Below are 25,834 nucleotides of genomic sequence, written 5' to 3'. Positions count from 1 at the left end.
ACGAAGGAACGGACGGAAACCGAGGCGGTGAAGCCGCCCGGCAAGCGCAGTAACAGGCCAAATGGCAACAAAACCAAGCGTGATGAGCGATGGAAACGGTTTCGCTCCTCGCGAGTCCTGCTGCTGCTCATGGTGCCGGGGGTCGCGTACTTCCTGGTGTTCCACTACGGCGCGTTCATCGGGAACGCCGTCGCCTTCAAGGAGTACGTCCCCTTCGACGGCCTCTGGGCCAGCCCCTGGGTCGGCTTCGAGAACTTCGACCGGATGTTCGGCGACGCGGACTTCTGGCACGCGACCTGGAACACGCTCTTCCTCGCGGTGCTCCAGCTCGTCTTCTTCTTCCCGGTGCCACTGGGCCTCGCCCTGCTCCTGCACAGCCTGACCTCGGACCTGACGCGGCGCTTCGTGCAGTCGGTGGTCTATCTGCCGCACTTCCTGTCGTGGGTCATCGTCGTGGCGCTCTTCCAGCAGGTGCTCGCCGACACCGGCCTTCTCAACTCCGTGCTCGGGCAGGCGGGTCTGCACTCCGTCGACATCATCGGCAACCCGGACGCGTACCCGGCGCTCGTCGTCGCGCAGGTCGTCTGGAAGGACGCGGGCTGGGGCACGATCATCTTCCTCGCCGCGCTGATGCAGGTGGACGAGCAGCAGTACGAGGCCGCCGCCATCGACGGGGCGGGCCCCTGGCGCCGTTTCTGGCACGTGACGCTGCCGTCCATCCGGCCGGTCGTCATCCTGCTCCTGATCATGCGGCTCGGCGACATCCTCTCCGTCGGCTTCGAACAGATGCTGCTGCAGCGGCAGTCGGTGGGACCCGAGGCCGGCGAGGTGCTCGACACCTTCGTCTTCTGGCAGGGCATCGTCGGCGGCGACACCGGATACGCCGCGGCGGCGGGCCTTTTCAAGGGCGTGGTCGGCGCGATTCTCGTCTTCGCGGCCAACAAGGTCGCCCATCGCCTCGGCGAGCAGGGGGTCTACAAGTGAGCACGCGTACGAGCACGAAAACGGCCGCGATACGCCCCGTACGGCCTGCGCGTCGCACACGCCCGGAACGCCCCGCGCGCCCCGCGCGCCCCCCTCGCCCCTCCTGGATGGAGAAGCCGAAGCCGGTCACCCAGGTGGCCAAGGCCCTGGCGATCGTCACCATCCTGGTCATGGTCTTCGTGCCGTTCCTCGTCATCATCTCGACGTCGTTCGCGTCGAACCGCGAGGTCATCGCCAACGGCGGCTGGGTCCTGTGGCCGACGCACCCGACCCTGCGCGCCTACGAGCAGGTCTTCGAGGGCGGCATCGTCACCAAGGCCCTCGGGGTCAGCGCCGCCGTCACGATCATCGGCACCCTCGCCTCGCTCGCGTGCACCACGTTCCTCGCGTACGCGCTGAGCCGCCCCAAGGTGTACGGCGGAAAGCCGATCCTCCTGATCGTCCTGTTCACGTTCCTCTTCCCGCCCGGCATGATCCCCGCTTTCCTGCTGGTCAAGGGGATGGGCATGCTGGAGAGCTACAGCGCCCTGATCGTCCCCGTCCTCATCAACGTCTTCAATCTGGTCGTCCTGCGCGGCTTCTTCCAGGGCGTTCCCGAGGAGCTGTACGAGGCGGCGCGCCTCGACGGCGCGAACGACTGGCAGATCCTGTGGCGGGTCGTGCTCCCGCTCTCCAAGGCGGCCCTCGCGGTGGTCGGCCTCTTCTACGCGGTGAGCTACTGGAACGCCTGGTTCCATGCCTCGATCTATCTGGAGTCCGACCACTGGCCGCTCCAGCAGGTCCTCCGTACGTACGTCATGGGCGGCTCGCAGATCGCGGACACCGGACTGAGCGACGCGTCGAACGTCTCGGCCCCGCAGACGATGCAGATGGCCGTCCTGGTGATCGCCACCGTGCCGATCCTGATCGTCTACCCCTTCCTCCAGAAGTACTTCACCAAGGGCGTGCTCACGGGCGCCATCAAGAGCTGAGCCACCACCTCCCGCACGACTCCGCATGTCCGAAAGGTTGACACTGTGTCCGGTTCCTCGATGTCGCGCCGTACGCTGCTGCGCTCCATAGCCGTCGGCGGGGCCGCGGTCGCGGCCCCCTCCCTGCTCACCGCCTGCTCCACCGAATCGAGCGGCGGCGGTTCGGTCAGCAACGCGAACAAGAAGGCGGCGCCCTGGCCGACGTACACGCCCGCCAAGGGTCCGACGCCGGATCTCGCGCCGACCGCCGATGGCGTGCAGCCCGGGTTCACCAAGTACCCGGAGAAGCTGGTCGCGGCGACGGCCGAGAAGCCGGGCAACGGCAAGCAGAAGATCAAGGTCATGACCATCACCTACGGCACCCCGCCGAAGCCGGTCGGATCGAACAAGTTCTGGCAGGCGATGAACGAGGCCCTCGGTGTCGAGGTCGAGTTCTCGGTGGTGCCGGACGCGGACTTCCGCTCCAAGATGTCCACCCTGATGTCGGGCGACGACCTGCCCGACATGATCAACTTCGGTGGCGGCTACGTCCTGCCGCGCGAGTCGCAGTTCGTGAAGTCGCGGTGCGAGGACCTCTCGGAGCACCTGTCCGGGGACGCGGTCAAGGACTACCCGAACCTCGCCAACATCCCCACGTACGCGTGGGAGGGCATGGGCCGCGTCGCAGGCCGCATCTACGGCCTGCCGATCGAGCGCGCCAAGGTGCAGGGCGCGATGTTCATCAACAAGGAGGCGTTCGCCAAGGCGGGTTACGAGCCGGGCATGGCGGCGGCCGACTTCCAGACGATGGCCAGGGAGGCCTCGCAGAACAAGAAGTACGCGCTCGGCGCCTCGTCGGTGGGCTTCTTCGGCTACCTCTACCACGCGATGTGGCACGGCGCCCCGAACCAGTGGCAGATCAAGAACGGCAAGGTCACCGACATGTTCGGGACCGACGAGTTCAAGGCCGCCCTCGAGTACATGTCCAAGATGCGCAAGGCAGGCTCGTACAACTCCGATGCCACCTCGATCTCCCAGGTCGACCTCAAGACGCAGTTCTACAACGGCACGGTCCGCTCGATGACGGACGGCTGGGGCGCGGTCATCTCCAACGCGCAGGGCATCAAGGACGAGTTCACGCTCGACGCCGCCGTGCCGTACGTGGTCGACGGCGCGACGCCCGTCTACCAGCAGAACCGAGGCTGTTTCGGCTACACCGTCATCAAGAAGGCCTCCAAGGACCGCGTCAAGCTGATGCTGCGGGTCCTGGACTGGCTGGCGTCGCCCTTCGGCTCCAAGGAGTACGAGCTGATGCACTCGGGCGTCGAGGGCACGCACTTCGAGTACGACAAGAACGGCGACCCGATCGCCAACTCGCTCGGCCTGGTGGAGAACCGCACGAACCTCCCCTTCGCCTACCTCATGGACGCACCGCAGCCGCTGTACTTCCCCGGCTACGCCGACCTCACCAAGCGGCTGCACACATGGGAGAAGGCGGTCGTGCCGAACCTCGTCCGCGACGACCACTGGGGCCTGATGTCGGACACGTACAACCGGCAGGGCGCGTCCATGCAGCAGATCATCGAGGACGGTGTGACGGCGATCGTCTCGGGCCGCAAGAAGCTGTCCGACTGGGACGCCGTCTACAAGAAGTGGCAGACGCAGGGCGGCGACAAGGCGCACGCGGAGTTCGCAAAGGAGTACGAGGCCGCGCACTGATCCGGGGCGGGCGCGGGATGATGGTCCGGGGCGGGGTGCCGTGGGGGCAACACCGCCCCGGACCGGGCCACTTGGCCCTGATACTGCTACTCGGCCTGCTACTTGGCCCGGATACGGCTACATGAGGAGACACAGTGGGTGAGCGGGTCACCATCCGCGATGTGGCGGCGCGGGCGGGCGTCTCGGTCGCGACCGTCTCGCGGGTCCTCGCGGGCAACTACCCGACGTCGACGGCGTCGCGCGCGAAGGTGCTGCGGGCCGTCAAGGACCTCGACTACGTCGCCAACGCGCACGCGCGCGCCCTGGCGGGTGCGGGCCGCAAGACGATCGCGGTGCTCATGTTCGAGCTGGTGAGCTCCTTCTACGCCCATGTCGCGCAGGGCGTGGAGATGGAGGCCGCCCAGCGGGGCAGGCTCACCCTGGTCGCGTCGACGAACAGCGATCCGGCCCGCGAGCTGGCGCTGGTGCAGATGATGCGCGAACAGGCCGCCGAGGCGGTGGTCCTGGTGGGCGGCGTCATCGAGGACGACGAGTACCGCGAGCGGATGGCGCGGTACGCGGAGGCGCTGGCCGCGGCGGGCTCCCGCCTCATCCTGTGCGGGCGTCCGGCGCCGGCGCCGGACGTGCCCGCGCTGGTCGTCGAGTACGACAACGAGGCGGGCGCGTACGCGATCACGAGCCACCTCCTCGGCGCGGGCCACCGCAAGATAGCCCTGATCGGCTACCAGCCGGGACACACCACGGGCGAGGACCGTGTCGCCGGCTACCTGCGGGCGCTCGCCGACCACGGGGTGCCGCGCGAGGAGGCGATCCTGCACGGCATCGGCTTCGGGCAGAACCACGGGTACGAGGCGATCATGGACCTCCTCAAGAAGGCGGACGGCAAGCCGGACTTCACGGCGGTGTTCGCGGGCGACGACAGGGTGGCGGCGGCCACGATGATCGCGCTGCGGGAGTACGGGCTGCGGGTGCCGGAGGACATCTCGGTGGTCGGCTACAACGACGACCCCGTGGCGGCGGACATCACCCCCGGCCTGACGACGGTGCACATCCCCGCGGAGGAGATGGGCCGGACGGCGGTCCGCCTCGCTCTGGCGGGGGCGCCTCGGGCGGGCCAGGAGAGGCATCTGCTGGGGACGCACATTGTGATCCGGGAGAGTGTGCGGGGGCTCCGGGAGAGCCGGGGGGCCACTTCCTAGTGGCCCTTCGGTGTCTCTTCGCTTGGGGGGCTTCGGGGGGGCCGCCTCTTGGTGACCCGGGGGGGATCTCTGGAGCGCCGGGCTGCGGCGGAGCTCGGGGGGCGCTGCTTTCCGGCGACCCGGGGGTATTCCTGAACTGCCCGGTTCGGCGAAGCCTGGGGGGACGCCGCTTCCCGGTGGCCCGGGAGTATCCCCTGAACCGCCGCTCCGCGGCGGATGTCTCCCGCCCACCCGCCCGATTGCCCCGCGGCGACTCGGGGGCGGCATGGCGTCCTGCCTCACCTGACGCCCGCCCCAAACCGCCACTCCGCAGCGGATGTCTCCCGCCCGCCCGCCCACCCGAATGCCCTGCGGTACACCCACGCGATCTCCCTGACCATGGCACCGCCGGGCAATCGGGTGGGTGGGCGGGAAAGATCCGCCGCGGAGCGGCGGGCCAGGCGCCGCAGGCGAACCCGAACACTGCCGGGTAACGGGTGGACGGGTGGGAGGCATTCGCCGCGGGGTCATGGCGTGGCCAGCACTGCCTCCGCCACGGTGCCCGGAGCGTCCCGCATCATCAAGTGGCCCGATGGCTCCGCCACGCGGAAGGTCGCGCCGAGCGAGGCGGCTAGGGCCCGCTGCCGGGTGAGCCAGCTCACCGCACCTCCCGAGTACGCGGCGAGCACCGTCGCAGGAAGCCGCTCCCGAAGGGGGAACTCCCGGCGCAGAGTGGTCAGTTCGACCGCCGCGTCGACGTACGTCACGTACTCCAGAAGCGACCCCCGCAGCACACGGCTCGCCCCGTAGACCCGCCTCACCTCATCCACCGACGACGACGCCACGTCCCCCCGCACCGCCACCCTCCGCAGCGCAGGCCCCACCGCCCGCGGCACCCCCACCGCGCTCAGCACCGCCCCGCACACCCGGGCCACCCCCACCCGCACCCCGCGCGGGACCCGCGCCCTCGGCCGCTCCTCGACGCTGGAGTCGACCAGGACCAGGCCCGCCGTACGCGCCGGAAAGAGACGGGCGAACGCCTCGCAGTGGAAGCCCGCGAGCGAGTGTCCGACCACCGTGGCAGGACGACCGCCGAGGCTCACCGCGTCCAGGATCCGCGCGATCCGCTCGGCCTCGCCGCCCAGCGTGGGCGCCACGCGCGCGTGCCCGCTCAGTCCCGAGCCCGGCCGGTCGAAGCGGACGACCGTCCGCCACGGGGCGAGGAGTTCCACCACCGGGTCCCAGTCGAACCACGCGAGCCCGAGCCCCGCGCTCAGCACGCAGACCGGCCCGCTCCCCGTCACCTCCACGTGGTGCGGCACTCCCCCGATCCGTACGAAACTCATCCGCGCCGCACCACCGCACGCGCGAGCAGCCCCAGCCAGAGAGCGATCAGCAGCACCTGAAGCCGCTGCCCCACCCCCAGCGCCCACGTGCCGTGCCCCGCGTCGAAGGCGGCGATGGCGGCCAGGGTCCAGGCGGTGGCCGCCAGTTCGAGGAGCAGAAGGAGGAGGCCGAAGGGGCCCGCGAGGGACGGCAGGACCCCGTGCCCGTACCTCCGCGCCGCGAACGTCAGCGCCACCATCCCCACCAGCGCCCCCGTCATCGCGACACTGCTGCTCACCACGTGCGCCGTGTGCGCCGCGGGTACGAGCCCCGCCCGCTCCCTTGCCACGCACGCCGCGTCGGCGGTCGGCGCGCAGCTCAGCGGCAGCCGGGAGTCGACAGCGGTGGCCGCACCGAACAGCGCGAGCCCCGCCCACCCCACGACGGCGATCCTCCGGCGCGGCAGCCACCGCAGCGCACCGGCCGCGCCCGCGAGGAGCAGCAGCCCGGCGGTCAGGTCGGTCGTGCGGAACAGCGTGCCGAACGGCTGGTCCCGTGCGGCGAGTTCACTGACGTACGAACTCACCGGAGAGAGCCCCGTCCCCAGGAGGGGCTCCAGGAGCCATGCGCTGTAGGCGAGCGCGCCGAGCGCCAGCAGGAGCGAGACGGCGGCGGCTCGGGCGGTGGCGGGGCGGGGCTCCGCGGGCGCGGTCGGCACGACAGGGCGGACGGCGCTAGTGATGGCCCCCGCCTCCGCCTCCATGTCGAACTCCAGGGCGAACTCCAGGGCCAGCGCCATGGCGAACTCCATGACGACATCCGTGGCGAGCTCCCTGGCGAGTCCGCGGCCCTCGCCGTCTGCCGCCACCCTCGGCGGAACCGTTTCGCACCCTCTTGCCCACATTCATCATGGGCTCATGATCAGTGGAGTACCGGGGGCCCGCATGTCGTCGAATACCCGCCGGGGGTAAGGTGCCGCCCATGGCGACCATGAAGAGATCGGCGAACGGCAGGCAGCTCCTGCTGCTCGCCGCGCTGCTCTTCGGCATCGTGACGATGCATACGCTGGGCCACCCGACGGGCCATTCGTCGCCGAGTCATTCGACGAGCCCGTCGGCAAGTCAGTCGGCAAGTCAGTCGACGCGTCACGCAAGCGGGTCCGAACAAGCCGCCGGTCAGCATGAGATGAGCCAGGGCGGCCACGCCGACGCGCGGCCACACCTCATGGCCGCGTCCGCGCCCACGTCCGCGTACGCGCCCGTCGGGATGGACGGCATGGACCCGCTGTCCGTGTGCCTGGCCGTCCTTGCCTCGCTCACCCTCCTCCTGCTGCTCAAGGCAGGCCTGCTGCGCCCCGGCGGCTTCACCGTCCCCGCGCGTCCGCTCGCCCGGCTGCTCGACGGGCTGCGGCCCAATCCGCCGCCGCCCCGCATACTCCTCTCCCGCCTCTCGGTGCTGCGCATTTAGGCCGACGCACCGGCTGCTTCGCGCTGCCCGCGCCCCGGCGGGGTCCTCGATGGGAACCTCCGGGCGTCGAGCGGTGTACCAGAAGCAGCAGATGCGCCCATCTGCACGCACCACTACGACGAGGTGTACTCAGCCATGCGCACTCAACCCCTGCGCACCCCTTCGGCCCGCATCCCTTCGGGCCGCGCCCCATCGCGCCGCGCCCTGCTCGGCGCCGCGACCGCCGTCGCCGGTTCGGGATTCCTGACGGCCTGCTCCGGATCCGGCCCGGACTCCGGTCACGCCGGACACGGCGGCGGCTCCAAGCCTGAGGGCTCTCCCGAGGGCTCCCCCGAAGGATCTCCCGACGGCCGCCCCAAGGGCTATGTCGACCCCTCCGGCGAGGAAGTCGCCGCCGCGGAGAAGAAGCGAGCCGGCGGCGGCACGGTCCGCGAGGTGAAGCTCATGGCCACGACGGCCAAGCTCGACCTCGGCGGCCGCACGGTCAAGACCTGGGCGTACGGCGACCAGCTGCCCGGCAAGGAAGTCCGCGTCACCGCGGGCGACACCCTCGCCCTCACGCTGGCCAACCACCTCCCCGAGGCCACGTCCCTGCACTGGCACGGCCTGGCCCTGCGCAACGACATGGACGGCGTCCCCGGCCTCACCCAGAAGGCCATCAAGCCGGGCGCCGACTTCACCTACCGCTTCGCGGTCCCGCACCCGGGGACGTACTGGTTCCATCCCCACTCGGGCACACAGCAGGACCGCGGTCTGTACGCACCACTGATCGTCGAGGACCCCAAGGAGCCCTTGAAGTACGACAAGGAGTGGGTCGTCGTCCTGGACGACTGGGTCGACGGGGTGGACGGCTCGACACCGGACGCCGTGCTCGCGGAGCTCGGCAAGGGGATGAGCGGCCACGACATGGGCGGCGGCAGCGGCGGCAGCGGTGGCGAGGGAGGCACCACGGGCGGCGGCACGGACCACGGCGGCCACGCCATGTCGAAGATGTCGCTGCGGACCGGACCCTCACAGAAGCCGAGCCCCACCTCAGGCCCCTCAGACCCCTCAGACCCTTCAAGCCCCTCAGACCCCCCAGGCCCTTCCCGGATGATGATGGGCGCCAAGAGCGACCTCCTGGGCGGCGACGCGGGCGACGTGGCATATCCGCATTACTTGATCAACGGCCGCACACCGGACGCCCCTTCCTCCTTCAGGGCCCGCCCCGGCGACCGCATCCGCCTGCGCATCATCAACGCCGGCGGCGACACGGCCTTCCGGGTGGCGCTCGGCGGCCACGAGATGACGGTGACGCACACGGACGGCTTCCCGGTGGAGCACGCGAAGACGGACGCGCTGCTGCTCGGCATGGGCGAGCGCTATGACGTCCTGGTCACCGCCAAGGACGGCGCGTTCCCGCTGACCGCGGCGGCCGAGGGCAAGAAGGCGGCGGCCCTCGCGGTCCTCCGCACGGGCGGCGGCGCCGCGCCCGCCCCCTCGGCCCGCCCCAAGGAGCTGAAGGGCCGCCTCCTGACGGCGGACAAGCTGCGGGCCGCGCGGTCGGTGGCCCTCCCATCCCGCAAGCCGGACCGCACGGTCAGGATCCAACTGACCGGCGGAATGGCGAAGTACGACTGGGCCTTCGACAAGAAGCCCTACTCCCCCGACCAGCGCCACCCGGTCCGCGCGGGCGAACGGGTCCGCCTGGTCTTTTCCAACTCGACGACGATGTGGCACCCGGTCCACCTGCACGGCCACACGTTCTCCCTGGCGAACGTGGCGGGCGGCCCCCGCAAGGACACCGCGGTCATCCTGCCGAACGGCACGCTGACGGTGGACTTCGACGCCGACAACCCGGGCCTGTGGATGATCCACTGCCACAACGTGTACCACTCGGAGGCAGGAATGATGACGGTCATCGGCTACCGCAGCTGACCGGCGGCCAGGGCGGGACGCCCCGCTGGGGCGTCCCGTCAGGGCATCGCGTCGCTCTGACGATTACACTGGGCCCCGTGCCTCAACTACGCCTCGCACTGAATCAGATCGACTCGACCGTCGGCGATCTCGCCGGGAACGTCGAGGCCATCGTCCGCTGGACCCGGCACTCCGCCGAGCAGGGAGCGCACCTCGTCGCGTTCCCCGAGATGGCGCTCACCGGCTATCCGGTCGAGGATCTCGCCCTGCGGTCGTCCTTCGTCGACGCCTCGCGTCAGGCGCTGCGGGCGCTCGCCGTGCGGCTGAACGACGAGGGGTACGGCGAGCTGCCGGTCGTCGTCGGCTATCTCGACCGCACCGAGGAGGCCAAGCCGAAGTACGGCCAGCCCGCGGGCGCGCCGCGTGACGCCGCCGCCGTGCTGCACCGCGGCGAGGCCGTCCTGACGTACTCCAAGCACCACCTGCCGAACTACGGGGTCTTCGACGAGTTCCGCTACTTCGTGCCGGGCGAGACCCTGCCGATCGTGCGCGTGCACGGCGTCGACGTCGCGCTCGCCATCTGCGAGGACCTCTGGCAGGACGGCGGCCGCGTCCCGGCGACGCGCACCGCGGGGGCGGGGCTGCTGCTCTCCATCAACGCGTCGCCGTACGAGCAGAACAAGGACGACGTACGCCTTGAGCTGGTGCGCAAGCGGGCGCAGGAGGCCGGCTGCACCACCGCCTACCTCGCCATGATCGGCGGCCAGGACGAGATCGTCTTCGACGGCGACTCGGTCGTCGTGGACCGGGACGGCGAAGTCATCGCGCGGGCGCCGCAGTTCGCCGAGGGGTGCGTGGTCCTCGATCTGGAGCTGCCCGCCGCCGCGGCCGAGCCGCCGTCGGGCGTCGTGGACGACGGGCTGCGGATCGAGCACGTCACCGTCTCCGATGAGCCCCTGGCCGCGTACGAGCCCGAGCTCACCGGTGGGTACGCCGAGCGGCTCGACGACGACGAGGAGGTGTACTCGGCGCTGGTCGTCGGGCTGCGCGCGTACGCCGCGAAGAACGGATTCAGCAGCGTGCTGATCGGCCTCTCCGGAGGCATCGACTCCGCGCTCACCGCCGCGCTCGCCTGCGACGCGCTCGGCGCACAGAACGTGTACGGCGTCGCCATGCCGTCCCGCTACTCGTCGGACCACTCCCTCGGCGACGCGGAAGACCTGGCCCGGCGCACGGGGCTGAACTTCCGGACCGTGCCGATCGCCCCGATGTTCGACGCGTACATGGAGTCGCTCGGTCTGACCGGGCTCGCCGAGGAGAACCTCCAGTCGCGCCTGCGCGGCACGATGCTGATGGCCATCTCCAACCAGGAGGGCCACATCGTCCTCGCCCCGGGCAACAAGTCCGAGCTGGCGGTGGGGTACTCGACGCTCTACGGCGACTCGGTCGGGGCGTACGGACCGATCAAGGACGTCTACAAGTCCCTGATCTTCCGGCTCGCCGAGTGGCGCAACCGCGCGGCGCTCGACCGTGGCCAGACGCCGCCCATCCCGGAGAACTCCATCAGCAAGCCGCCGAGCGCGGAGCTGCGTCCCGGCCAGGTGGACACGGACTCGCTGCCGGACTATCCCGTACTCGACGCGATCCTGGCGATGTACGTCGACCGCGACCAGGGCGCGGACACGATCGTCGCCGCCGGGTACGACCGGGAGCTCGTCGTCAAGACGCTGCGGATGGTGGACACCGCCGAGTACAAGCGGCGGCAGTATCCGCCGGGCACGAAGATCTCCGCGAAGGGCTTCGGCAAGGACCGGCGGCTGCCGATCACCAACCGGTGGCGGGAGTCCGGCTGAGCCACGCCCGGGTCAGCCGGTGTGGGACGACTCCCGCACCGGCTTGCCCGAAGCCACCAACCGCTCACCGCCCGCCGCGGGCCCGTGCGCCCGCAGGTCCACCAGGTACGCCACTGAGGCCACCCCGAGGCCCAGCACGGCCAGCGCGGCGCCCGTCAGCGCCGGCGACGTGACCCCGAAGCCCGCGGCCAGCGCGAGGCCGCCGACCCACGCGCCGCCCGCGTTGGCGAGGTTGAACGCGGCCTGGTTCGCGGACGAGGCAAGGGACGGGGCCGCGGATGCCTTCTCCATGACCATCAGCTGCAGGGGCGAACCCGTCGTGAACGCCGCCATGCCGAGCAGCGTCACCGCGAGCGCCGCGCTCCACGCCGTCCCCATGAGGACCGGGAACAGGGCAAGGACCACGACGAGCGCCGTGAGTCCGCCGAAGAGCGTGCCCCGCAGGGAGTGGTCGGCGAGCCTGCCGCCGAGGAGATTGCCCGCGGTCGCGCCGACTCCGAAGAGCGCGAGCAGCAGCGTGACGCTGGATTCGGCGTAGCCCGCGGCATCGGTCAGCATCGGCGTCACATAGCTGTACGCGGAGAAGAGCGCCCCGAAGCCCGCGACGGTCGTACCGAGCGCGAGCCACACCGGAACGCTGCCGAGCGCGCGAAGCTCCCCGCGCAGGCCGCCGCTCTCGCCGTGGCCGTGGTCGGCGGGCACGAAGAAGGCAAGCGCGGCGATCGCCGCGAGGCCGATCGCGCTGACCGCGAGGAACGTCGCGCGCCAGCCGAGCTGCTGCCCCATGGCCGTGGCCACGGGGACGCCCACGATGTTGGCGACGGTCAGGCCGAGGAACATCAGCGAGACGGAGCGCGCCTTGCGCTCGGGAGCCACCAGACCGGTGGCGACCACCGCGCCGACACCGAAGAACGCGCCGTGCGGAAGGCCGCTCAGGAAGCGGGCGGCCATCAGCCAGTGGTAGTCGGGGGCCGCCGCCGACAGTGCGTTGCCGGCGACGAAGAGCACCATCAGGCCGATGAGGACCCGGCGGCGCGGCATGCGCGCGGTGACCGCGGCGAGCAGCGGGGCGCCGATGACGACACCCAGGGCGTACGCCGAGACCAGGTGCCCGGCGGAGGGGATGGATATGTCCAGGTCGTCCGCGACGTTGGGCAGCAGGCCCATCATCACGAACTCGGTCGTACCGATGCCGAAGGCGCCCACGGCTAGGGCGAGCAGGGCCAGGGGCATGAAGAACCTTCCGGGGGAGCGCGTGAGGGAGTGGTGTTCCGTAAGTTTACGTACGGAACAAAGTGTCTCAGGCTCAGTATTCCGTGAGGTTAAGAAGGGATGTGCACCACGTGGCAGGTGCGCCCCGAGGACTCCCGAGGACTTCCGAGGACCGAGGACCGAGGACTTCCGAGGTCAGAGCTCGACGCGCGCCGCGATCGGCAGGTGGTCGCTGCCCGTCTCCGGCAGCGTCCACGACGACATCGGCTCGACGCCCTTCACCATGATCTGGTCGATCCGCGCCATCGGGAACGACGCGGGCCAGCTGAAGCCGAAGCCGTCGCCCGCCGCGCCCTGCGTGGAGCGCATCTGCGAGGTGACCGCGTTCAGGGCACGGTCGTTCATCGTGCCGTTCAGGTCGCCGAGCAGCACGACCTTGGAGATCTGCTCGTCGGCGATCGCCTCGCCCAGCGCGTCCGCGCTCGCGTCACGCTGGTTGGCGGTGAAGCCCGCGTCCAGCTTGACCCGCACCGACGGCAGGTGGGCGACGTAGACGGCGACCTCGCCCTTGGGGCTGTTGACCGTCGTCCGCATCGCGCGCGTCCAGCCCAGCTTGATGTCGACGGGCTGGGTGCCGGTCAGCGGGTACTTGCTCCACAGGCCGACCGTGCCCTGCACCGAGTGGTACTTGTAGGTGCCTGCCAGGGCCTTCTCGTACGTCGGGACGGCGTCCGCGGTGAGCTCCTCCAGGGCCACGACGTCGGCGCCGGACGCGGCGACGTCACGGGCGGTGCCCGACGGGTCGGCGTTCTCCGCGTTCACGTTGTGGGTGGCGACGGTCAGGTCGCCGCCGGCGCCGGACTTGTCGGAGATCAGGCCGCCGAAGGAGCTCACCCAGATGACCGCCGGAAGCAGCACGGCGATCAGCGCGGTGGCGGACTTGCGCACGAAGCCGACGACCAGCAGCACCGGCACGAGGATGCCGAGCCAGGGCAGGAACGTCTCGATGAGGCTGCCGAGGTTGCCGACGCCGTTCGGGATCTGCGCATGGAAGAGCATCACCAGAGCGAGCAGCACCGCGACCCCGGCCGTGACCAGCCCGCGCCTCCAGATGCCCCGGTCGCCGCGCCATCCCTCGACCAGGCGCCGGAACCGGGACCCCTGGCGGTCAGGCCCCGAGCCGCCGTTGCCCGTTTCCGTCACATACGCCTGCGCCATACGCTCGTCGCCTCACTGGTGCCGTGCAACCGTCCTCGCCCCTGAAACCCTAGGCGATGATCGGGTGTCCTCCCCGCCGTCCGTGACGGCCGTACGGGACGAGGACGAGCGGGGCGACGCGGCGGGTTCCGCTTCTGTGCGCAGAACGGGCCGCTGTGACGAAACGCGCACATTCACCCCGTGGGCCGCAGCCCCGCGAGCACGGTGTCCACGATCCGCTCGGCGAGGTCCTCGTCGAGCGGCGCGTCGGGGCGCAGGACGGTGCGCACGAGCATGGGTCCGACGAAGAGGTCGTTGGCGAGCACGATGTCGACGTCGGCGCGCAGTTCGCCGCTCTCGACGCCGCGGCGCAGCACGCCGATCATGACGCGGCGCTGCGGTTCGACGACGGTCGCGTGGTACGCCTCCCACAGCCTGGGCAGGCTCTTCATCTGCGCGAAGACGTTGTGCAGGATCGCGGAGGACCTCATGTTCACGCCGCGCCTGCGCAGATGGTCGAGGAGCGTGACGAGATCCCCGCGCATGGACTCCCCCGCCAGTTCGGGAGGGGGGCCTTCCACGCCGCGCAGGATGTCGACGAAGAGCTCTTCCTTGCCGCTCCAGCGACGGTAGATGGTGGCCTTGCCGACACCCGCCGTGCGGGCGATCCGTTCGATGGAGAGGTCGGCGAGGGGCACACCGTCCTCGATCATCTTCAGTACGCCCTCGACGATCGACCGCTCCACGGCCTCGCTGCGGGGACGCCCCCGGACGCCTTTGGCGATGTGGCCCACGTCAACTCCGTCTCTCGTCGTCCGACGCTCTGTCGGGCCGATTGTCCCTGCCCGGCCATGCAGCCCCCTCCGCGCCCCGTGCCCCCTCCGCGCCCCGTGCCCCGTCGGTGCCCTACGCCCCGTCAGTGCCCGGCGCCCACCGGGTCCGCCTCCTGCTGCTCCGCCTCCGGCTCCTGGGGCGTGCGGCCCGGCAGGAACAGGGCGACGACCACGACGCCGATCAGGGCGACGCCCGCGCCGCAGAGCGCCGTGACGTGCATGGCGTGCAGGAAGGAGTCGTGGGCCGCGGTCACCAGCGGTTCGCCGCGCGGGCCGAGCTTGGCTGCGACACCGAGGGTGGCCTCGATGGACTCGCCCGCGGTGTGCCGTACGTCGGCGGGCAGCAGGGTGAGCTTGTCCTCGACTCCGCTGCGGTAGGCCGCGGAGAGCACGGAGCCGAGCACCGCGATGCCCAGGGCGCCGCCGACCTGCCGGAAGGTGTTGCTCAGGGCGGAGGCGGAGCCCGCCTTCTCGCGGGGCAGCGCCTGCATGATGACGACGCTCGCGGGCGTCATGATGTGCGCCATGCCCGTGCCCATCAGGAAGAACATGACCTCCAGGATCCAGATCGGCGTATCGGCCTCCAGGATCGTGAAGGCGGCGAGCATCGCGGCCAGAAGCAGCAGCCCGCCCGAGCACACCGCGCGCACCCCGAAGCGGTCGACGACGAGGCGGGCGCGCGGCGCGAAGATGAGCTGTGCCGCGGCGAGCGGCAGCATCAACAGGCCGGTCTCCAGCGGCGAGTAGCCGCGCACGCTCTGCGTGTAGAAGACCGCGAAGAACGTCACGCCCATCAGCGCGAAGAAGACCAGTGCGAGGGAGCTGATCGCCGCCGAGAAGACGCGGTTCTTGAAGTACGAGATGTCGATGGACGGGTGGTCGCTGCGCTTCTCGTGGAGCACGAACCCGACGAGTACGACGATGCCCGCCACGATGGTCGCGAGGACGGCGGGGTCGGTGAAGTCGGCGAGCTGGCCGCCCTTGATGATGCCGTAGACGAGCAGGACGAGGCCGATGACGGACAGGCCCACGCCCACCAGGTCGATGCGGCCAGGCCTCGGGTCGCGCGATTCGGGGACGAGCCAGATCATCAGGCCGATCGCGACGATCACGATCGGCACGTTCACCAGGAAGACCGAGCCCCACCAGAAGTGGTCGAGCAGTACGCCGCCGGTGATGGGCCCGATCGCGATGGCGAGGCCGACGCCGCCCGCCCAGATGCCGATGGCCTTGGGCTGCTCGTCGCGCTCGAAGACGTTCATCAGGACGGCGAGGGTGGCGGGCATCACGAAGGCGGCGCCGAGGCCCATCACCGCGCGGAACAGGATGAGTTGGACGGGTGAGCCGGACTCGGCGGCGAGCGCGGAGCCGATGCCGAAGACGGCGAGGCCCACGAGCAGCATCCGCTTGCGGCCGAGCCGGTCGCCGAGCAGGCCCGCCGTGAAGAGCAGCCCGGCGAAGACCAGGGTGTAGGAGTTGATGGCCCACTCCAGGTCGCCCTGGGTGGCGCCGAGGCCCGTGGGCTCCGGGGTCGAGATCGTCTTGATGGCGACGTTCAGGATCGAGTTGTCGAGCACCACGATCAGCAGGCTCAGCATCAGGACGCCGAGGATCGCCCAACGGCGCCGGTGGACGGCTTCCGGTATGCGTGGAGTGGTGACGGCGGGAGTAGTCATGGCTCCCACTCTAGAATCATTTCGATACGAGACCGTCTCGTATTGTAAAGACTTTACCGAAGGGTCCACTAGCCGACGGGCGGCACGCGATGCCACCATGGAGGTGATCCGGGGACGCCGTCAGGGCGCCTCGAGATAAGAGAAGGAGCCGTTGCGATGACGCAACTCTCGGCTGCCCAGAACCAGCCTGCGGGGCCCTCCGCGAGCCAGTCCACCGACAGCAGCAAGGCGCTGTACGGAGGCAAGAGCACGCGACGCATCACCGTGCGGGACATCGCCGCCGCCAAGGAGCGGGGCGAGAAGTGGCCCATGCTCACCGCGTACGACGCGATGACCGCGTCCGTGTTCGACGAGGCGGGCATCCCCGTGATGCTGGTCGGCGACTCGGCGGGCAACTGTCACCTCGGGTACGAGACCACCGTGCCCGTCACCCTCGACGAGATGACCATGCTGTCGGCTGCCGTCGTACGGGGCACGTCGCGCGCCCTGATCGTCGGCGACCTGCCCTTCGGGTCGTACCAGGAAGGACCGGTCCAGGCGCTTCGCTCGGCGACGCGCCTGGTGAAGGAGGCCGGGGTCGGCGCGGTGAAGCTGGAGGGCGGCGAACGCTCGCTCGCCCAGACCGAGCTGCTCGTCTCCTCGGGCATCCCCGTCATGTCCCACCTCGGCCTGACGCCGCAGTCCGTGAACACCATGGGCTACCGCGTCCAGGGCCGCGGCGACGAGGCGGCGCACCGCCTGCTGAACGACGCGAAGGCCGCGCAGGACGCGGGCGCGTTCGCGGTGGTCCTCGAACTGGTACCGGCGGAGCTGGCGGCCGAGGTCACCCGGTCCCTCCACATCCCGACGGTCGGCATCGGTGCGGGTGCGGGCTGCGACGCGCAGGTCCTGGTCTGGACGGACATGCTGGGCCTGACCGGCGGCAAGATGCCGCGCTTCGTGAAGCAGTACGCGGATCTGCGGGCCGTGATGGGCGGCGCGGCCAAGGCGTTCGCGGACGACGTGGTGGGCGGGACGTTCCCCGCCGCGGAGCACTCGGTCCACTAGAGCCATAGCGGCACCACCGGCAGCCCGTCGATTTCCCCCGTCGACGGGCTGTCCGCTTTTTTCTCGCCGGGGGGCGTGCTGCTGGGCTCGCTTCTCTCTGGGGTCGGGTGCGGGGCTCGCTTCTCTCTGGGGTCGGGTGCGGGGCTCTGCGTCCGCCGCTGCGCGGCGATGTCTCCCACCCGATCACCCGGCCCTGCCCCGCGCCGCCTCCTGTCCCGCACCGCCTCCTGTCCCGCCGCTTCGCGGCGGATGTTCCCCACCCACCCACCCGATTGCCCCGGGGTAATCGGGTGGGTGGGTGGGAGACATCGCCGCGGAGCGGCGGATGAACAGACCCACCCGCAGGAAACAAACAAGGGCGTGCCCCCACCCACCCCAGGGAGACACCGGGTAATCGGGTGGGTGGGTGGGAGAGATCCGTCGCGGAGCGGCGGGACAAGGGGGCGTCCAGCCGCAGGTGAGGCAACCGCCCGGCCCCGCCCGCAGCGGGCCCCACCCCGGGGCAAGAAGTCACGGCACCGGCCCCACCGGCCAGGTGTAGGCGGCCTGTCGGCGCTTTGTCGGTGGCTGCTGTCATTCTTCCGGCATGAAGCGAATCGACATCACCCCCGGCGGCGCCGGAAGCGCCGTCACCGTGAGGGGACTGGTCAAGCACTACGGCGAGACCAAAGCACTGGACGGCGTGGACCTCGACGTACGCGAGGGCACGGTCCTCGGCGTGCTCGGCCCGAACGGCGCCGGCAAGACCACCCTCGTACGCTGCCTCTCCACCCTCGTCGTCCCGGACTCCGGCTCGGCCTTCGTGGCCGGGTACGACGTCGTCAAGCAGCCCCGCCAGCTCCGCCGCGTCATAGGCCTCACCGGCCAGTACGCAGCCGTCGACGAGAAGCTCTCGGGGCGCGAGAACCTGTACATGATCGGGCGGCTCCTGGACCTCTCCCGCAAGGAGGCCAGGTCGAAGGCGGACGGGCTCCTGGAGCGGTTCTCCCTCACCGAGGCGGCGAGCCGCCCCGCCAAGACGTACTCCGGCGGCATGCGCCGCCGCCTGGACCTCGCGGCGTCGATGATCGGCAGCCCGTCCGTCCTCTACCTGGACGAGCCGACCACCGGCCTGGACCCCCGCACCCGCAACGAGGTGTGGGCCGAGGTCAAGCGCATGGTCACCGACGGTGTCACCGTGCTGCTCACCACCCAGTACATGGAGGAGGCCGAGCAGCTGGCCTCCGAGCTGACCGTCATCGACCGCGGCAAGGTCATCGCCAACGGCGGCATCGACGAGCTGAAGGCGAAGGTCGGCGGCCGCACCCTGCGCATCCGCCCGGCCGACCCGCTGGAGCTGCGCCCGCTGGCCGGCGCCCTCGACGACATGGGCCTGACCGGCCTCGCCACCTCCACCGTGGACGCCGAGTCCGGCACGGTCCTGGTGCCGATCCTCAGCGACGAGCAGCTGACCGCCGTGGTCGGCGCGATCACCGCGCGCGGCATCACGATCGGCTCCATCGCCACCGAACTGCCCAGCCTGGACGAGGTGTTCCTCTCCATCACCGGCCACAAGGCAAGCGCCCCGCAGGACGCCCGCCCCGAACTCGAGGAGGTTGCCGTATGAGCAGCACCACTCTCACGCCGCCCCTCCATCAGGGAGAGGCCGACGCCCGCATCGGGCTGCGCGACCACGTGCGGCACACCAGCGCCCTGGTCCGCCGCAATCTCCTGTGGATCCGCCAGGACCCGGAGTCGATGTTCGACGCGATCATGATGCCGATCGTCTTCACGCTCCTGTTCGTGTACGTCTTCGGCGGCTCCATCGGCCAGGCGCTCGGCGGCGGTCAGGACGCGTACGTGCAGTACGTGGTGCCGGGCATGATGGCGATGATGAGCATGAACATCGCCATGGCCGTCGGCACCGGCTTCAACCAGGACTTCCAGAACGGCATCATGGACCGCTTCCGCACCCTGCCGATCGGCCAGGGTTCGGTGCTCTTCGCCAAGATCGTGGTGGAGCTGATGCGGCTCCTCATCGCGACGACGATCATGATGATCGTCGGCGTCCTGGTGGGCTTCGACATCACGAACTGGGGCGGCCTGCTCGGCGCCGTCGGCCTCTCCGCGCTCTTCGGGATGTCCATCATGTGGATCTTCCTGGTCCTCGGCGTCGCGATGAAGAGCGCCCAGTCCGTGCAGGCGATGGGCTTCCTGGTCCTGATGCCGCTGCAGTTCGGCTCGTCGATCTTCGCGCCGACGCAGTCCATGCCGGGCTGGCTGCAGGCCTTCACCGACTACAACCCGCTGTCCTCGCTCGCGGACTCCGCGCGCGGCCTGATGGTGGGCGGCCCGGTCGCGCACGACATCTGGGTGACGGTCGGCTGGTCGGCGCTGCTCACGCTGGTCATGGCGCCGATCGCGATCCACAAGTTCCGCACGAAGAGCTGAGCGCACAGCTGCTAGCCGATGTGCCTGTCGCAGAGGGCGGCGGCCTCCTCCACGGAGAGTCCGCCGCCTTCCGCGTACGCGGCCTCGTACGCGGCGTCACCCAGTGCCCCGCGCGCCAGCTCCACGGCGGCCGTGTGGATCTCGCGCTCCGCGGCCGGAGCGAAGTGGCCGCGCGGCAGCTCACGGTGGGCGACCGCGATCAGCCGCGCCGCGTCGCGGGCGTGCCGGCCGCCGTCGAGCGCGGCCAGGGCCCGTGCGGCGACGGTGAGATGGACGGAGGTCATCTGCGGCGCCATCAACTTGGTCAGCGGGTCCAGGGAATTGTCGAGCGCGGCTCGCGCCGTGACCAGACCCTCGGCGTGGCGGCCCTCCACGGTGTCGATCCATGCCTCGGCGCCCAGCATGAAACCCTCGAAGATGACGAAGTCGACGGCCTTGAACTCTTCCTTGAGCAGCCGCAGTTGTTCGCGCGCCTCGGCGGTGCGGCCGGTCCGGGCGAGCAGGTCGACGAGGAAGAACCGTGCGGCGGGCAGGGATTCGCTCGAATTGGCGGCGGCGTTGCCGGCATGCTCCATGACCGACCAGAGCAGCTCCTCGCCCCGGGCCAGTTCGCCCGCCTCGGCGAGCACCGCCCCGAGCCGGGCCGTGAGCACGCTGACCTGCGCGGGGGCACCGAGCCGCTCCGCGTGCTCGATGGCGGCGGCGAAGTCCTCGGCGGCCAGGGCGTACCGGCCGCGCCGCTCATGGGCCTCGCCGCGCGAGGAGAGCGCCTCGGCCATGCCCCACACGTCGCCGAGCCTGCTGAAGATCTCCAGGGACTCGTCGGCGTCGCGGCGGGCGTCACCGGCCCAGTCGGCGCGGTTGGCGAGGATGTTGGCGCGCTGCTGCAAGGACGCGGCGAGCTCCCAGTCGTACCCGCGTTCGCGGCAGGTGGCGATGGTCGCGTCGATGATGTCGTACAGCTGGTCGATGTCCCCCTCGAGCAGCACCGCGAAGAACCACAGGCTCCCCGGCGACCAGCAGGTCTGCGGAAGACCCGGCCGGTAGGCCTCGCGGATGCCCGCGAGCTTCTCCATGGCCTCGGGCGTCTGCCAGGCCTCCAGGTTCATGTCCATGCAGGAGAGCTGGATGAGGTGGACTCCGCGCCGCGCCTCCTGGAGCACCTCCGGGCGCATGGGCGGCGGGTTGTCCGTGCAGCGTTCGTAGAGCGGTTCCACCGGGGTGACGGGGCGCGCGAACGGGTCGGGGCCGAGGGCGACGACGTCCCGGGACCAGTTGCGGATCTCCAGGCGCAGGTCGCGGATGGTCCAGTACCAGGAGAGCGAGAGGACAAGGCAGAGCGCTTCCTGCTCGTCCCTGGCGGCGACCGCGTGCCGCAGGGCGGTGCGCAGGTTCTCGTACTCGACCTCGAGCCGCTCGACGGCCTCCCGCTGCCCGCCGCCCCGCAGCCGCGGTTCGGTGAGCCGGGCCAGCTCCCGGAAGTACACGAGGTGGGCCCGTTCGGCGGCGCCGCGGTCACCGGCCTCGTCGAGCCGCTCCCCCGCGTACTCGCCCACGGTCTCCAGGAGCCGGTAGCGCATGCCGCCCTGCGGCGAAGGGGCCGCGACGACAAGGGACTTGTCGACGAGGGAGCCGAGCACGTCCGCGACGTCGAGCGGCCGGATCCCCGCCCCGTCACCGGCCGCGGCGGACTCGGCGGGGGCCCCGCACACCGCCTCGGCGGCGGCCAGGTCGCAGCCGCCGGCGAAGACGGAGAGGCGGCGCAGGACGGTGCGCTCGGGGGTGTCAAGGAGTTCCCAGGACCAGTCGACGACCGCGCGCAGGGTCTGCTGGCGGGGCAGGACCGTGCGGGCGCCGTTCGTCAGGAGGCGGAAGCGGTCGTCGAGGCGGTCGGCGATCTGCCGGGTGGTGAGCATGCGCAGGCGCGCCGCGGCCAGTTCGATGGCCAGCGGCAGGCCGTCCAGGCGGCGGCAGATCTCCGCTGCCGCCGACGGGTCGTCCTCGATGCGGAAGCCCGGCCGGGCCGCCGCGCCGCGGTCCGCGAGCAGCCGCAGCGCGATCGGCTCGGGCAGCGGCTCCACGGGGCGCAGCAACTCCCCCGGTACGCCCAGGGGTTCACGGCTGGTGGCGAGGACCGTGAGGTCGGGGCAGTGCGCGAGCAGCCGGTCGGCGAGGCGGGCCGCGGCGTCGATGACGTGCTCGCAGTTGTCGAGGATCAGGAGCATCCGGCGCGGTGCGCAGTGCTCGGTGAGGCGGACGACGGGGTCGTCGCCGTGCCGCTCCGAGACCGCGCGCAGCTCTTCGGCGCCCGCGCCGCGCAGCACCGTCTCACGGGCGCCGAGCGCGGTGAGGACCGCCTCCGGCACCGCGTCCGGGTCCTCGACCGGCGCGAGCTCGGCCAGCCATACGCCGTCGGGCACGCCGTCCGCGTACGCCTCGGCGGCCTCCTGCGAGAGCCGCGTCTTGCCGGCGCCACCGGGTCCGAGCAGCGTGACGAGGCGGGCCCGCGTCAGGTCGTCCCGGATGGCCTCTATGTCGTCCTCGCGGCCGACGAAGGAGGTGAGCCTGGCGCGCAGGTTGCCCTGCGGTCTCTCCGGCGGGCGGACCCGGGAAGGGGGCGGCTGCGGGGGCCGCGAGGCGTGCGGCGGGGCGTCGTGGTGCAGCAACTCCTCGTGGAGGGCGCGGAGTTCGGGGCCCGGGTCGGCGCCGATGCGGTCCGCGATGAGGCGGCGCACTCCGTCGTACGCGGCGAGCGCCTGTGCCGGGCGGCCCGCGTCGCGCAGCGCCCGCAGCCGCAGGGCCTGGAGCGGCTCGTCGAGGGGGTGGCCGTCGCACAGGGCGGCGAGCTCGGGCAGCACCTGCTCGGCCCGGCCGAGGGCGAGCGCCGCGGCCAGCCCGGCGCGGCGGGCCTCCAGGCGGCGGGCCTCCCACCGGGCGGCCTCCGCCGTGCGGTCCGGGAGGTCGGCGAGCGGGGGGCCCTGCCAGAGGGCCAGCGCGTCGTCGAGGATCGCCGCGGCCTTTGCCGCGTCGCCGTCGGCGAGGGCGTCCGTCCCCTCGCCGACGAGGCGGTCGAAGCGGTACAGGTCGATGTCGTCCGGGGCGGCGCACAGCTGATAGCCGCCGTCGGTCGAGGCGATCGCCCCGGCGCCGATGGCCCGGCGCAGGCGGCCCACCAGTGCCTGCAGCGCGCCGGTCGCGTCGGCGGGCGGGTCACCGCCCCACACCTCGTCGACGAGTGCGGGCGCGGGGACCGGGCGGGGGGCGCGCAGGGCGAGGACCGTCAGGAGTGCGCGCAGCCGTGAGCCGCCGACGGCGATGGTCGTGCCGTCGGCGTGGAATGCCTGGGTGGTGCCGAGAATGCGGTAGCGCACGGGGTCCATTGTCTCCGGTGGAGGTGAGGGGTGGTCTCGGGTGCTGCGCCGGGCGTGGGCGGGCGGGTGGCCACCGGCTGCGCCATCGGCTTCGGCATCGGCTTCGGCATCGGCTTCGGCATCGGCTTCGGCATCGGCTTCGGCATCGGCTTCGGCATCGGCTTCGCCCGAGCGGCCGACGCCACCGGGCCGCGGACCGGCACCGGGCCGCGGATCGGCACCGCCGCCTTCATGGCGCCCGAGCAGGAGGCGGCGGGTCTGACGGTCCCGTCCGGCGGATGCGCCAGGTACACGGCCCCCGTTCCCCCGGCGTTCATCCTCGGCCGCCGGGCGGGCCGCTGTCCAGCCTGTCCGCGGGCGAGGGAAGGCGCCGGTCACCCGCCATCTTCCCGTACGTCGAGGGAGACGAGCACCCCCACCTCCCGCCGGAAGCGGCCCTGCTCCCGGCAGCCCTCCACCGGGTCCGTGAACCACTTCGGGCACTTCTCCACCGGACGGAGCCACTCCTCCCCGGCCGCCTGCTCGAACGTGTCCGTGCCGGCCCGCAGCACGAACTCCCGCGTCACCACCTGGATCGACCGCACCCGCCCCACGGTGACGGGGCCCTCGGCCCCGTGCCGCTCCACGGAGTGCAGCGGCGGACCGCCGCCGAGCTGCCACGCCACCTCGTCCCCGACGGAGAACGGCGTCCCGCAGCATTCCATCTGCCAGTCGGCGTACATCACGTTCCACAGCGCCATGCCCCCACCCTCCCTGGAACTCCCCACCGAGTGCGAGACGTTTTCGACGTACGCCGGGGTACGGTCCCGTACGACAACCGGCCCGCCACCTCCAGGAGCCCCGCCTCATGACCACCGCTCCCACCCGACGCAGCGACCGGCGGATCAGCCCCGTCTTCCTCGGGATCGCCGCCGTCACCGCGGTCTCCGGCTGGGCCGCGTGGACCGGGTTCGCGGACAATCCGGGGCTGGCCGTCTTCCTCTTCGTGACGGCGGCCTGGATCGTCTCGCTCTGTCTGCACGAGTACGCGCACGCCCGCACCGCCCTGCACAGCGGCGACATCTCCATCGGCGCGAAGGGCTATCTGACCCTCAACCCGCTCAAGTACACGCACGCGCTGCTCAGCATCGTGCTTCCGGTGCTCTTCGTGATCATGGGCGGCATCGGTCTGCCGGGTGGCGCCGTCTTCATCGAGCGCGGGCGGATCCAGGGCAAGTGGAAGCACAGTCTGATCTCGGCCGCGGGACCGCTCACGAACGTGCTCTTCGCGATCGTCTGCACCGCGCCGTTCTGGCTCGACGCGCTCTCCGGTGTCCCTGACACCTTCCGTTTCGCGCTCGCCTTCCTCGCCCTGCTCCAGGTGACGGCCGCGATCCTGAACTCGCTGCCCATCCCGGGCCTGGACGGCTACGGCGTCATCGAGCCCTGGCTCTCGCACAAGATCCGCCGCCAGGTGGAGCCGTTCGCGCCGTTCGGCCTGATCGCCGTCTTCGGCATCCTGTGGATCCCCGAGGTGAACGGCGCGTTCTTCGACGCGATCGACGCGATCCTGCGCGGCCTCGGTGTGTACGACCTGGAGACGTACTGCGGCCAGGACTTCTACCGCTTCTGGGACGGCGACCCGAGCCAGTACTGCACGCTCAACCCGTAGCGGCGCGCGCGGCGTCCCGCTGGGCCTTCGCGCGGCGCAGGTAGTACCACGCCATGTTCGACGAGAGTCCCGCGAGCAGCACCCAGACGACGCCGATCCAGTAGCCCTGGACGAAGGAGACCACGGCCGCGACGACGGCGAGGGCGCAGACCGCGAGGGCGTAGAGAGCGAGGCGGGGCATGGGGGTCGGCTCCTGTCGGGGGTCGGATCGGGGAGGTGGTGGGACACCGTGCGGACGACGCACCGAGCGACGTACACAGCGGCGTGCGCAGTGGCGTACCGATCGGCGTCCGCAACCAGTGTCCCCCATGCCCGCTACGTCCTAGACGTCGGTCACGCGCAGCCCCGCGTGCGCCTTGTACCGCCGGTTCACGGAGATCAGGTTGGCCACCAGGGACTCGACCTGGTGCGCGTTGCGCAGCCGCCCCGCGAAGACGCCCCGCATGCCCGGGATCCGCGCGGCGAGCGCCTGCACGATGTCCGTGTCGGCGCGGACCTCGCCGAGGACCATCACGTCGGTGTCGATCTCCTCGACGTCCGCGTCCTGGAGCAGGACCGCCGAGAGGTGGTGGAAGGCGGCCGTGACCCTGGAGTCCGGAAGGAGGGCGGCGGCCTGCTCGGCGGCGCTGCCCTCCTCGGGCTTCAGGGCGTAGGCGCCCTTCTTGTCGAAGCCGAGCGGGTTCACGCAGTCGACGACGAGCTTGCCGCTCAGCTCCTCGCGCAGCGCCTCCAGGGTCTTGCCGTGTCCGTCCCACGGCACGGCGACGATCACGATGTCGCTGCGCCGCGCGCACTCCGCGTTCTCGGCGCCCTCGACGCCGAGGCCGAGCTCGTCGGCGGCTGTCCGTGCCCGCTCGGCCGCGCGGGAGCCGATGATCACCTTCTGGCCCGCGCGGGCCAGGCGGTAGGCGAGGCCGCGGCCCTGGTCACCCGTGCCGCCGAGCACGCCGACGACGAGTCCGGAGACGTCGGGCAGCTCCCAGGGATCCTTGGCGGGGGCCTTCTGCACACTGTCATGAGAGGTCATACGAGCGACCTTACTCA

The 25,834-nt window shown here is 71.2% G+C and carries 21 protein-coding genes; 11 read left to right on the top strand and 10 right to left on the bottom strand.

Annotated features, from left to right (window positions below; all coding sequences use genetic code 11):
• Nucleotides 1-129 precede the first annotated feature (129 nt).
• The 4 genes from AC07AG_RS41615 (at nt 130) to AC07AG_RS41600 (ending at nt 4,852) form a co-directional block, all read left to right on the top strand.
• Entirely contained in the window at nt 130-984 is an 855-nt protein-coding gene (locus AC07AG_RS41615) for an ABC transporter permease (protein ID WP_478762250.1), read from the top strand.
• Between the two features lie 107 nt (nt 985-1,091).
• Nucleotides 1,092-1,955, top strand: a complete 864-nt coding sequence (locus tag AC07AG_RS41610; RefSeq protein ID WP_478762248.1) for a carbohydrate ABC transporter permease — start codon at nt 1,092-1,094, stop codon at nt 1,953-1,955.
• Between the two features lie 60 nt (nt 1,956-2,015).
• Nucleotides 2,016-3,653, top strand: coding sequence for a type 2 periplasmic-binding domain-containing protein (locus AC07AG_RS41605; RefSeq protein ID WP_478762246.1), 1,638 nt, complete (start codon nt 2,016-2,018; stop codon nt 3,651-3,653).
• Nucleotides 3,654-3,787: 134 nt separating this feature from the next.
• Entirely contained in the window at nt 3,788-4,852 is a 1,065-nt protein-coding gene (locus tag AC07AG_RS41600) for a LacI family DNA-binding transcriptional regulator (protein WP_478762244.1), read from the top strand.
• A 506-nt stretch (nt 4,853-5,358) separates the two neighbouring features.
• Here the strand turns inward: AC07AG_RS41600 and AC07AG_RS41595 are convergent.
• Both AC07AG_RS41595 and AC07AG_RS41590 read right to left on the bottom strand, forming a co-directional pair.
• Nucleotides 5,359-6,177, bottom strand: coding sequence for an alpha/beta fold hydrolase (locus AC07AG_RS41595; protein WP_478762242.1), 819 nt, complete (start codon nt 6,175-6,177; stop codon nt 5,359-5,361).
• On the bottom strand, nt 6,174-6,815 hold the full coding sequence (locus tag AC07AG_RS41590) for a DUF998 domain-containing protein (protein WP_478762332.1): 642 nt from the start codon (nt 6,813-6,815) through the stop codon (nt 6,174-6,176). The genes AC07AG_RS41595 and AC07AG_RS41590 overlap by 4 nt, the downstream gene beginning before the upstream one ends.
• Before the next feature lie 323 nt (nt 6,816-7,138).
• On the opposite strand from AC07AG_RS41590, the gene AC07AG_RS41585 reads away from it, so the two are divergent.
• The 3 genes from AC07AG_RS41585 to AC07AG_RS41575 all read left to right on the top strand — a co-directional run bounded on the left by AC07AG_RS41585 (nt 7,139) and on the right by AC07AG_RS41575 (nt 11,373).
• Complete coding sequence (locus tag AC07AG_RS41585; protein WP_478762240.1) at nt 7,139-7,624, top strand: hypothetical protein; 486 nt, start codon at nt 7,139-7,141, stop codon at nt 7,622-7,624.
• A 135-nt stretch (nt 7,625-7,759) separates the two neighbouring features.
• Nucleotides 7,760-9,541 (top strand): multicopper oxidase family protein, encoded by a 1,782-nt coding sequence (locus tag AC07AG_RS41580; RefSeq protein WP_478762239.1) that lies wholly within the window; start codon nt 7,760-7,762, stop codon nt 9,539-9,541.
• Nucleotides 9,542-9,618: 77 nt separating this feature from the next.
• Nucleotides 9,619-11,373, top strand: a complete 1,755-nt coding sequence (locus AC07AG_RS41575) for an NAD+ synthase (protein WP_478762238.1) — start codon at nt 9,619-9,621, stop codon at nt 11,371-11,373.
• 12 nt (nt 11,374-11,385) lie between these two features.
• Here the strand turns inward: AC07AG_RS41575 and AC07AG_RS41570 are convergent, their stop codons facing one another.
• From AC07AG_RS41570 to AC07AG_RS41555, 4 genes are all read right to left on the bottom strand, one after another.
• Nucleotides 11,386-12,606 carry an MFS transporter gene (locus AC07AG_RS41570; protein ID WP_478762236.1) on the bottom strand — a complete coding sequence of 407 codons (1,221 nt, stop codon included), beginning with the start codon at nt 12,604-12,606 and terminating at the stop codon, nt 11,386-11,388.
• A gap of 174 nt (nt 12,607-12,780) precedes the next feature.
• Nucleotides 12,781-13,803 carry an endonuclease/exonuclease/phosphatase family protein gene (locus AC07AG_RS41565; protein ID WP_478762234.1) on the bottom strand — a complete coding sequence of 341 codons (1,023 nt, stop codon included), beginning with the start codon at nt 13,801-13,803 and terminating at the stop codon, nt 12,781-12,783.
• 173 nt (nt 13,804-13,976) lie between these two features.
• The gene (locus AC07AG_RS41560; protein WP_478762330.1) at nt 13,977-14,495 is read right to left on the bottom strand and encodes a TetR/AcrR family transcriptional regulator; all 519 of its coding nucleotides are present in this window, start codon (nt 14,493-14,495) and stop codon (nt 13,977-13,979) included.
• A gap of 203 nt (nt 14,496-14,698) precedes the next feature.
• A complete protein-coding gene (locus tag AC07AG_RS41555) occupies nt 14,699-16,291 on the bottom strand; it encodes a DHA2 family efflux MFS transporter permease subunit (protein WP_478762232.1) in 1,593 nt (530 codons plus the stop codon).
• A gap of 156 nt (nt 16,292-16,447) precedes the next feature.
• Between AC07AG_RS41555 and panB the strand changes: the two genes are divergently transcribed.
• The 3 genes from panB (at nt 16,448) to AC07AG_RS41540 (ending at nt 19,768) form a co-directional block, all read left to right on the top strand.
• Nucleotides 16,448-17,338: a 3-methyl-2-oxobutanoate hydroxymethyltransferase gene (gene panB / locus AC07AG_RS41550; protein WP_478762230.1), complete on the top strand. Its 891-nt coding sequence runs from the start codon at nt 16,448-16,450 to the stop codon at nt 17,336-17,338.
• Between the two features lie 586 nt (nt 17,339-17,924).
• Complete coding sequence (locus tag AC07AG_RS41545) at nt 17,925-18,944, top strand: ATP-binding cassette domain-containing protein (RefSeq protein ID WP_478762228.1); 1,020 nt, start codon at nt 17,925-17,927, stop codon at nt 18,942-18,944.
• Nucleotides 18,941-19,768: an ABC transporter permease gene (locus AC07AG_RS41540; RefSeq protein WP_478762226.1), complete on the top strand. Its 828-nt coding sequence runs from the start codon at nt 18,941-18,943 to the stop codon at nt 19,766-19,768. The genes AC07AG_RS41545 and AC07AG_RS41540 overlap by 4 nt, the downstream gene beginning before the upstream one ends.
• 11 nt (nt 19,769-19,779) lie before the next feature.
• Here AC07AG_RS41540 and AC07AG_RS41535 read toward each other — a convergent pair whose 3' ends face one another.
• Nucleotides 19,780-23,148, bottom strand: a complete 3,369-nt coding sequence (locus tag AC07AG_RS41535; RefSeq protein ID WP_478762224.1) for an AfsR/SARP family transcriptional regulator — start codon at nt 23,146-23,148, stop codon at nt 19,780-19,782.
• 365 nt (nt 23,149-23,513) lie between these two features.
• On the bottom strand, nt 23,514-23,879 hold the full coding sequence (locus tag AC07AG_RS41530; protein ID WP_478762223.1) for a DUF6578 domain-containing protein: 366 nt from the start codon (nt 23,877-23,879) through the stop codon (nt 23,514-23,516).
• Between the two features lie 107 nt (nt 23,880-23,986).
• Between AC07AG_RS41530 and AC07AG_RS41525 the strand changes: the two genes are divergently transcribed.
• Nucleotides 23,987-24,790, top strand: a complete 804-nt coding sequence (locus tag AC07AG_RS41525; RefSeq protein ID WP_478762222.1) for a site-2 protease family protein — start codon at nt 23,987-23,989, stop codon at nt 24,788-24,790.
• Here AC07AG_RS41525 and AC07AG_RS41520 read toward each other — a convergent pair.
• Both AC07AG_RS41520 and npdG read right to left on the bottom strand, forming a co-directional pair.
• On the bottom strand, nt 24,780-24,971 hold the full coding sequence (locus AC07AG_RS41520; RefSeq protein WP_249590251.1) for a hypothetical protein: 192 nt from the start codon (nt 24,969-24,971) through the stop codon (nt 24,780-24,782). The two genes, AC07AG_RS41525 and AC07AG_RS41520, sit on opposite strands and share 11 nt — an antisense overlap.
• 141 nt (nt 24,972-25,112) lie before the next feature.
• Nucleotides 25,113-25,817 (bottom strand): NADPH-dependent F420 reductase, encoded by a 705-nt coding sequence (npdG, locus tag AC07AG_RS41515; protein WP_478762221.1) that lies wholly within the window; start codon nt 25,815-25,817, stop codon nt 25,113-25,115.
• Between the last annotated feature and the right edge of the window lie 17 nt (nt 25,818-25,834).

This window comes from Streptomyces sp. NPDC044044, assembly GCF_056434405.1.
Note: the sequence above shows the minus strand (reverse complement) of the source record. Positions and strands in the feature narration are given on the sequence as shown.

Excerpts from the sequence above, each read along its gene's own strand:
- AC07AG_RS41595 (WP_478762242.1), bottom strand. The coding sequence starts at position 6,177 with ATGAGTTTCGTACGGATCGGGGGAGTGCCGCACCACGTGGAGGTGACG.
- AC07AG_RS41560 (WP_478762330.1), bottom strand. The coding sequence starts at position 14,495 with ATGATCGAGGACGGTGTGCCCCTCGCCGACCTCTCCATCGAACGGATC.
- AC07AG_RS41610 (WP_478762248.1), top strand. The coding sequence starts at position 1,092 with ATGGAGAAGCCGAAGCCGGTCACCCAGGTGGCCAAGGCCCTGGCGATC.
- AC07AG_RS41530 (WP_478762223.1), bottom strand. The coding sequence starts at position 23,879 with ATGGCGCTGTGGAACGTGATGTACGCCGACTGGCAGATGGAATGCTGC.
- AC07AG_RS41565 (WP_478762234.1), bottom strand. The coding sequence starts at position 13,803 with ATGGCGCAGGCGTATGTGACGGAAACGGGCAACGGCGGCTCGGGGCCT.
- AC07AG_RS41555 (WP_478762232.1), bottom strand. The coding sequence starts at position 16,291 with ATGACTACTCCCGCCGTCACCACTCCACGCATACCGGAAGCCGTCCAC.
- AC07AG_RS41520 (WP_249590251.1), bottom strand. The coding sequence starts at position 24,971 with ATGCCCCGCCTCGCTCTCTACGCCCTCGCGGTCTGCGCCCTCGCCGTC.
- AC07AG_RS41585 (WP_478762240.1), top strand. The coding sequence starts at position 7,139 with ATGGCGACCATGAAGAGATCGGCGAACGGCAGGCAGCTCCTGCTGCTC.
- AC07AG_RS41580 (WP_478762239.1), top strand. The coding sequence starts at position 7,760 with ATGCGCACTCAACCCCTGCGCACCCCTTCGGCCCGCATCCCTTCGGGC.
- panB (WP_478762230.1), top strand. The coding sequence starts at position 16,448 with ATGACGCAACTCTCGGCTGCCCAGAACCAGCCTGCGGGGCCCTCCGCG.
- AC07AG_RS41615 (WP_478762250.1), top strand. The coding sequence starts at position 130 with ATGGTGCCGGGGGTCGCGTACTTCCTGGTGTTCCACTACGGCGCGTTC.
- npdG (WP_478762221.1), bottom strand. The coding sequence starts at position 25,817 with ATGACCTCTCATGACAGTGTGCAGAAGGCCCCCGCCAAGGATCCCTGG.
- AC07AG_RS41605 (WP_478762246.1), top strand. The coding sequence starts at position 2,016 with ATGTCGCGCCGTACGCTGCTGCGCTCCATAGCCGTCGGCGGGGCCGCG.
- AC07AG_RS41540 (WP_478762226.1), top strand. The coding sequence starts at position 18,941 with ATGAGCAGCACCACTCTCACGCCGCCCCTCCATCAGGGAGAGGCCGAC.
- AC07AG_RS41525 (WP_478762222.1), top strand. The coding sequence starts at position 23,987 with ATGACCACCGCTCCCACCCGACGCAGCGACCGGCGGATCAGCCCCGTC.
- AC07AG_RS41535 (WP_478762224.1), bottom strand. The coding sequence starts at position 23,148 with ATGGACCCCGTGCGCTACCGCATTCTCGGCACCACCCAGGCATTCCAC.
- AC07AG_RS41570 (WP_478762236.1), bottom strand. The coding sequence starts at position 12,606 with ATGCCCCTGGCCCTGCTCGCCCTAGCCGTGGGCGCCTTCGGCATCGGT.
- AC07AG_RS41545 (WP_478762228.1), top strand. The coding sequence starts at position 17,925 with ATGAAGCGAATCGACATCACCCCCGGCGGCGCCGGAAGCGCCGTCACC.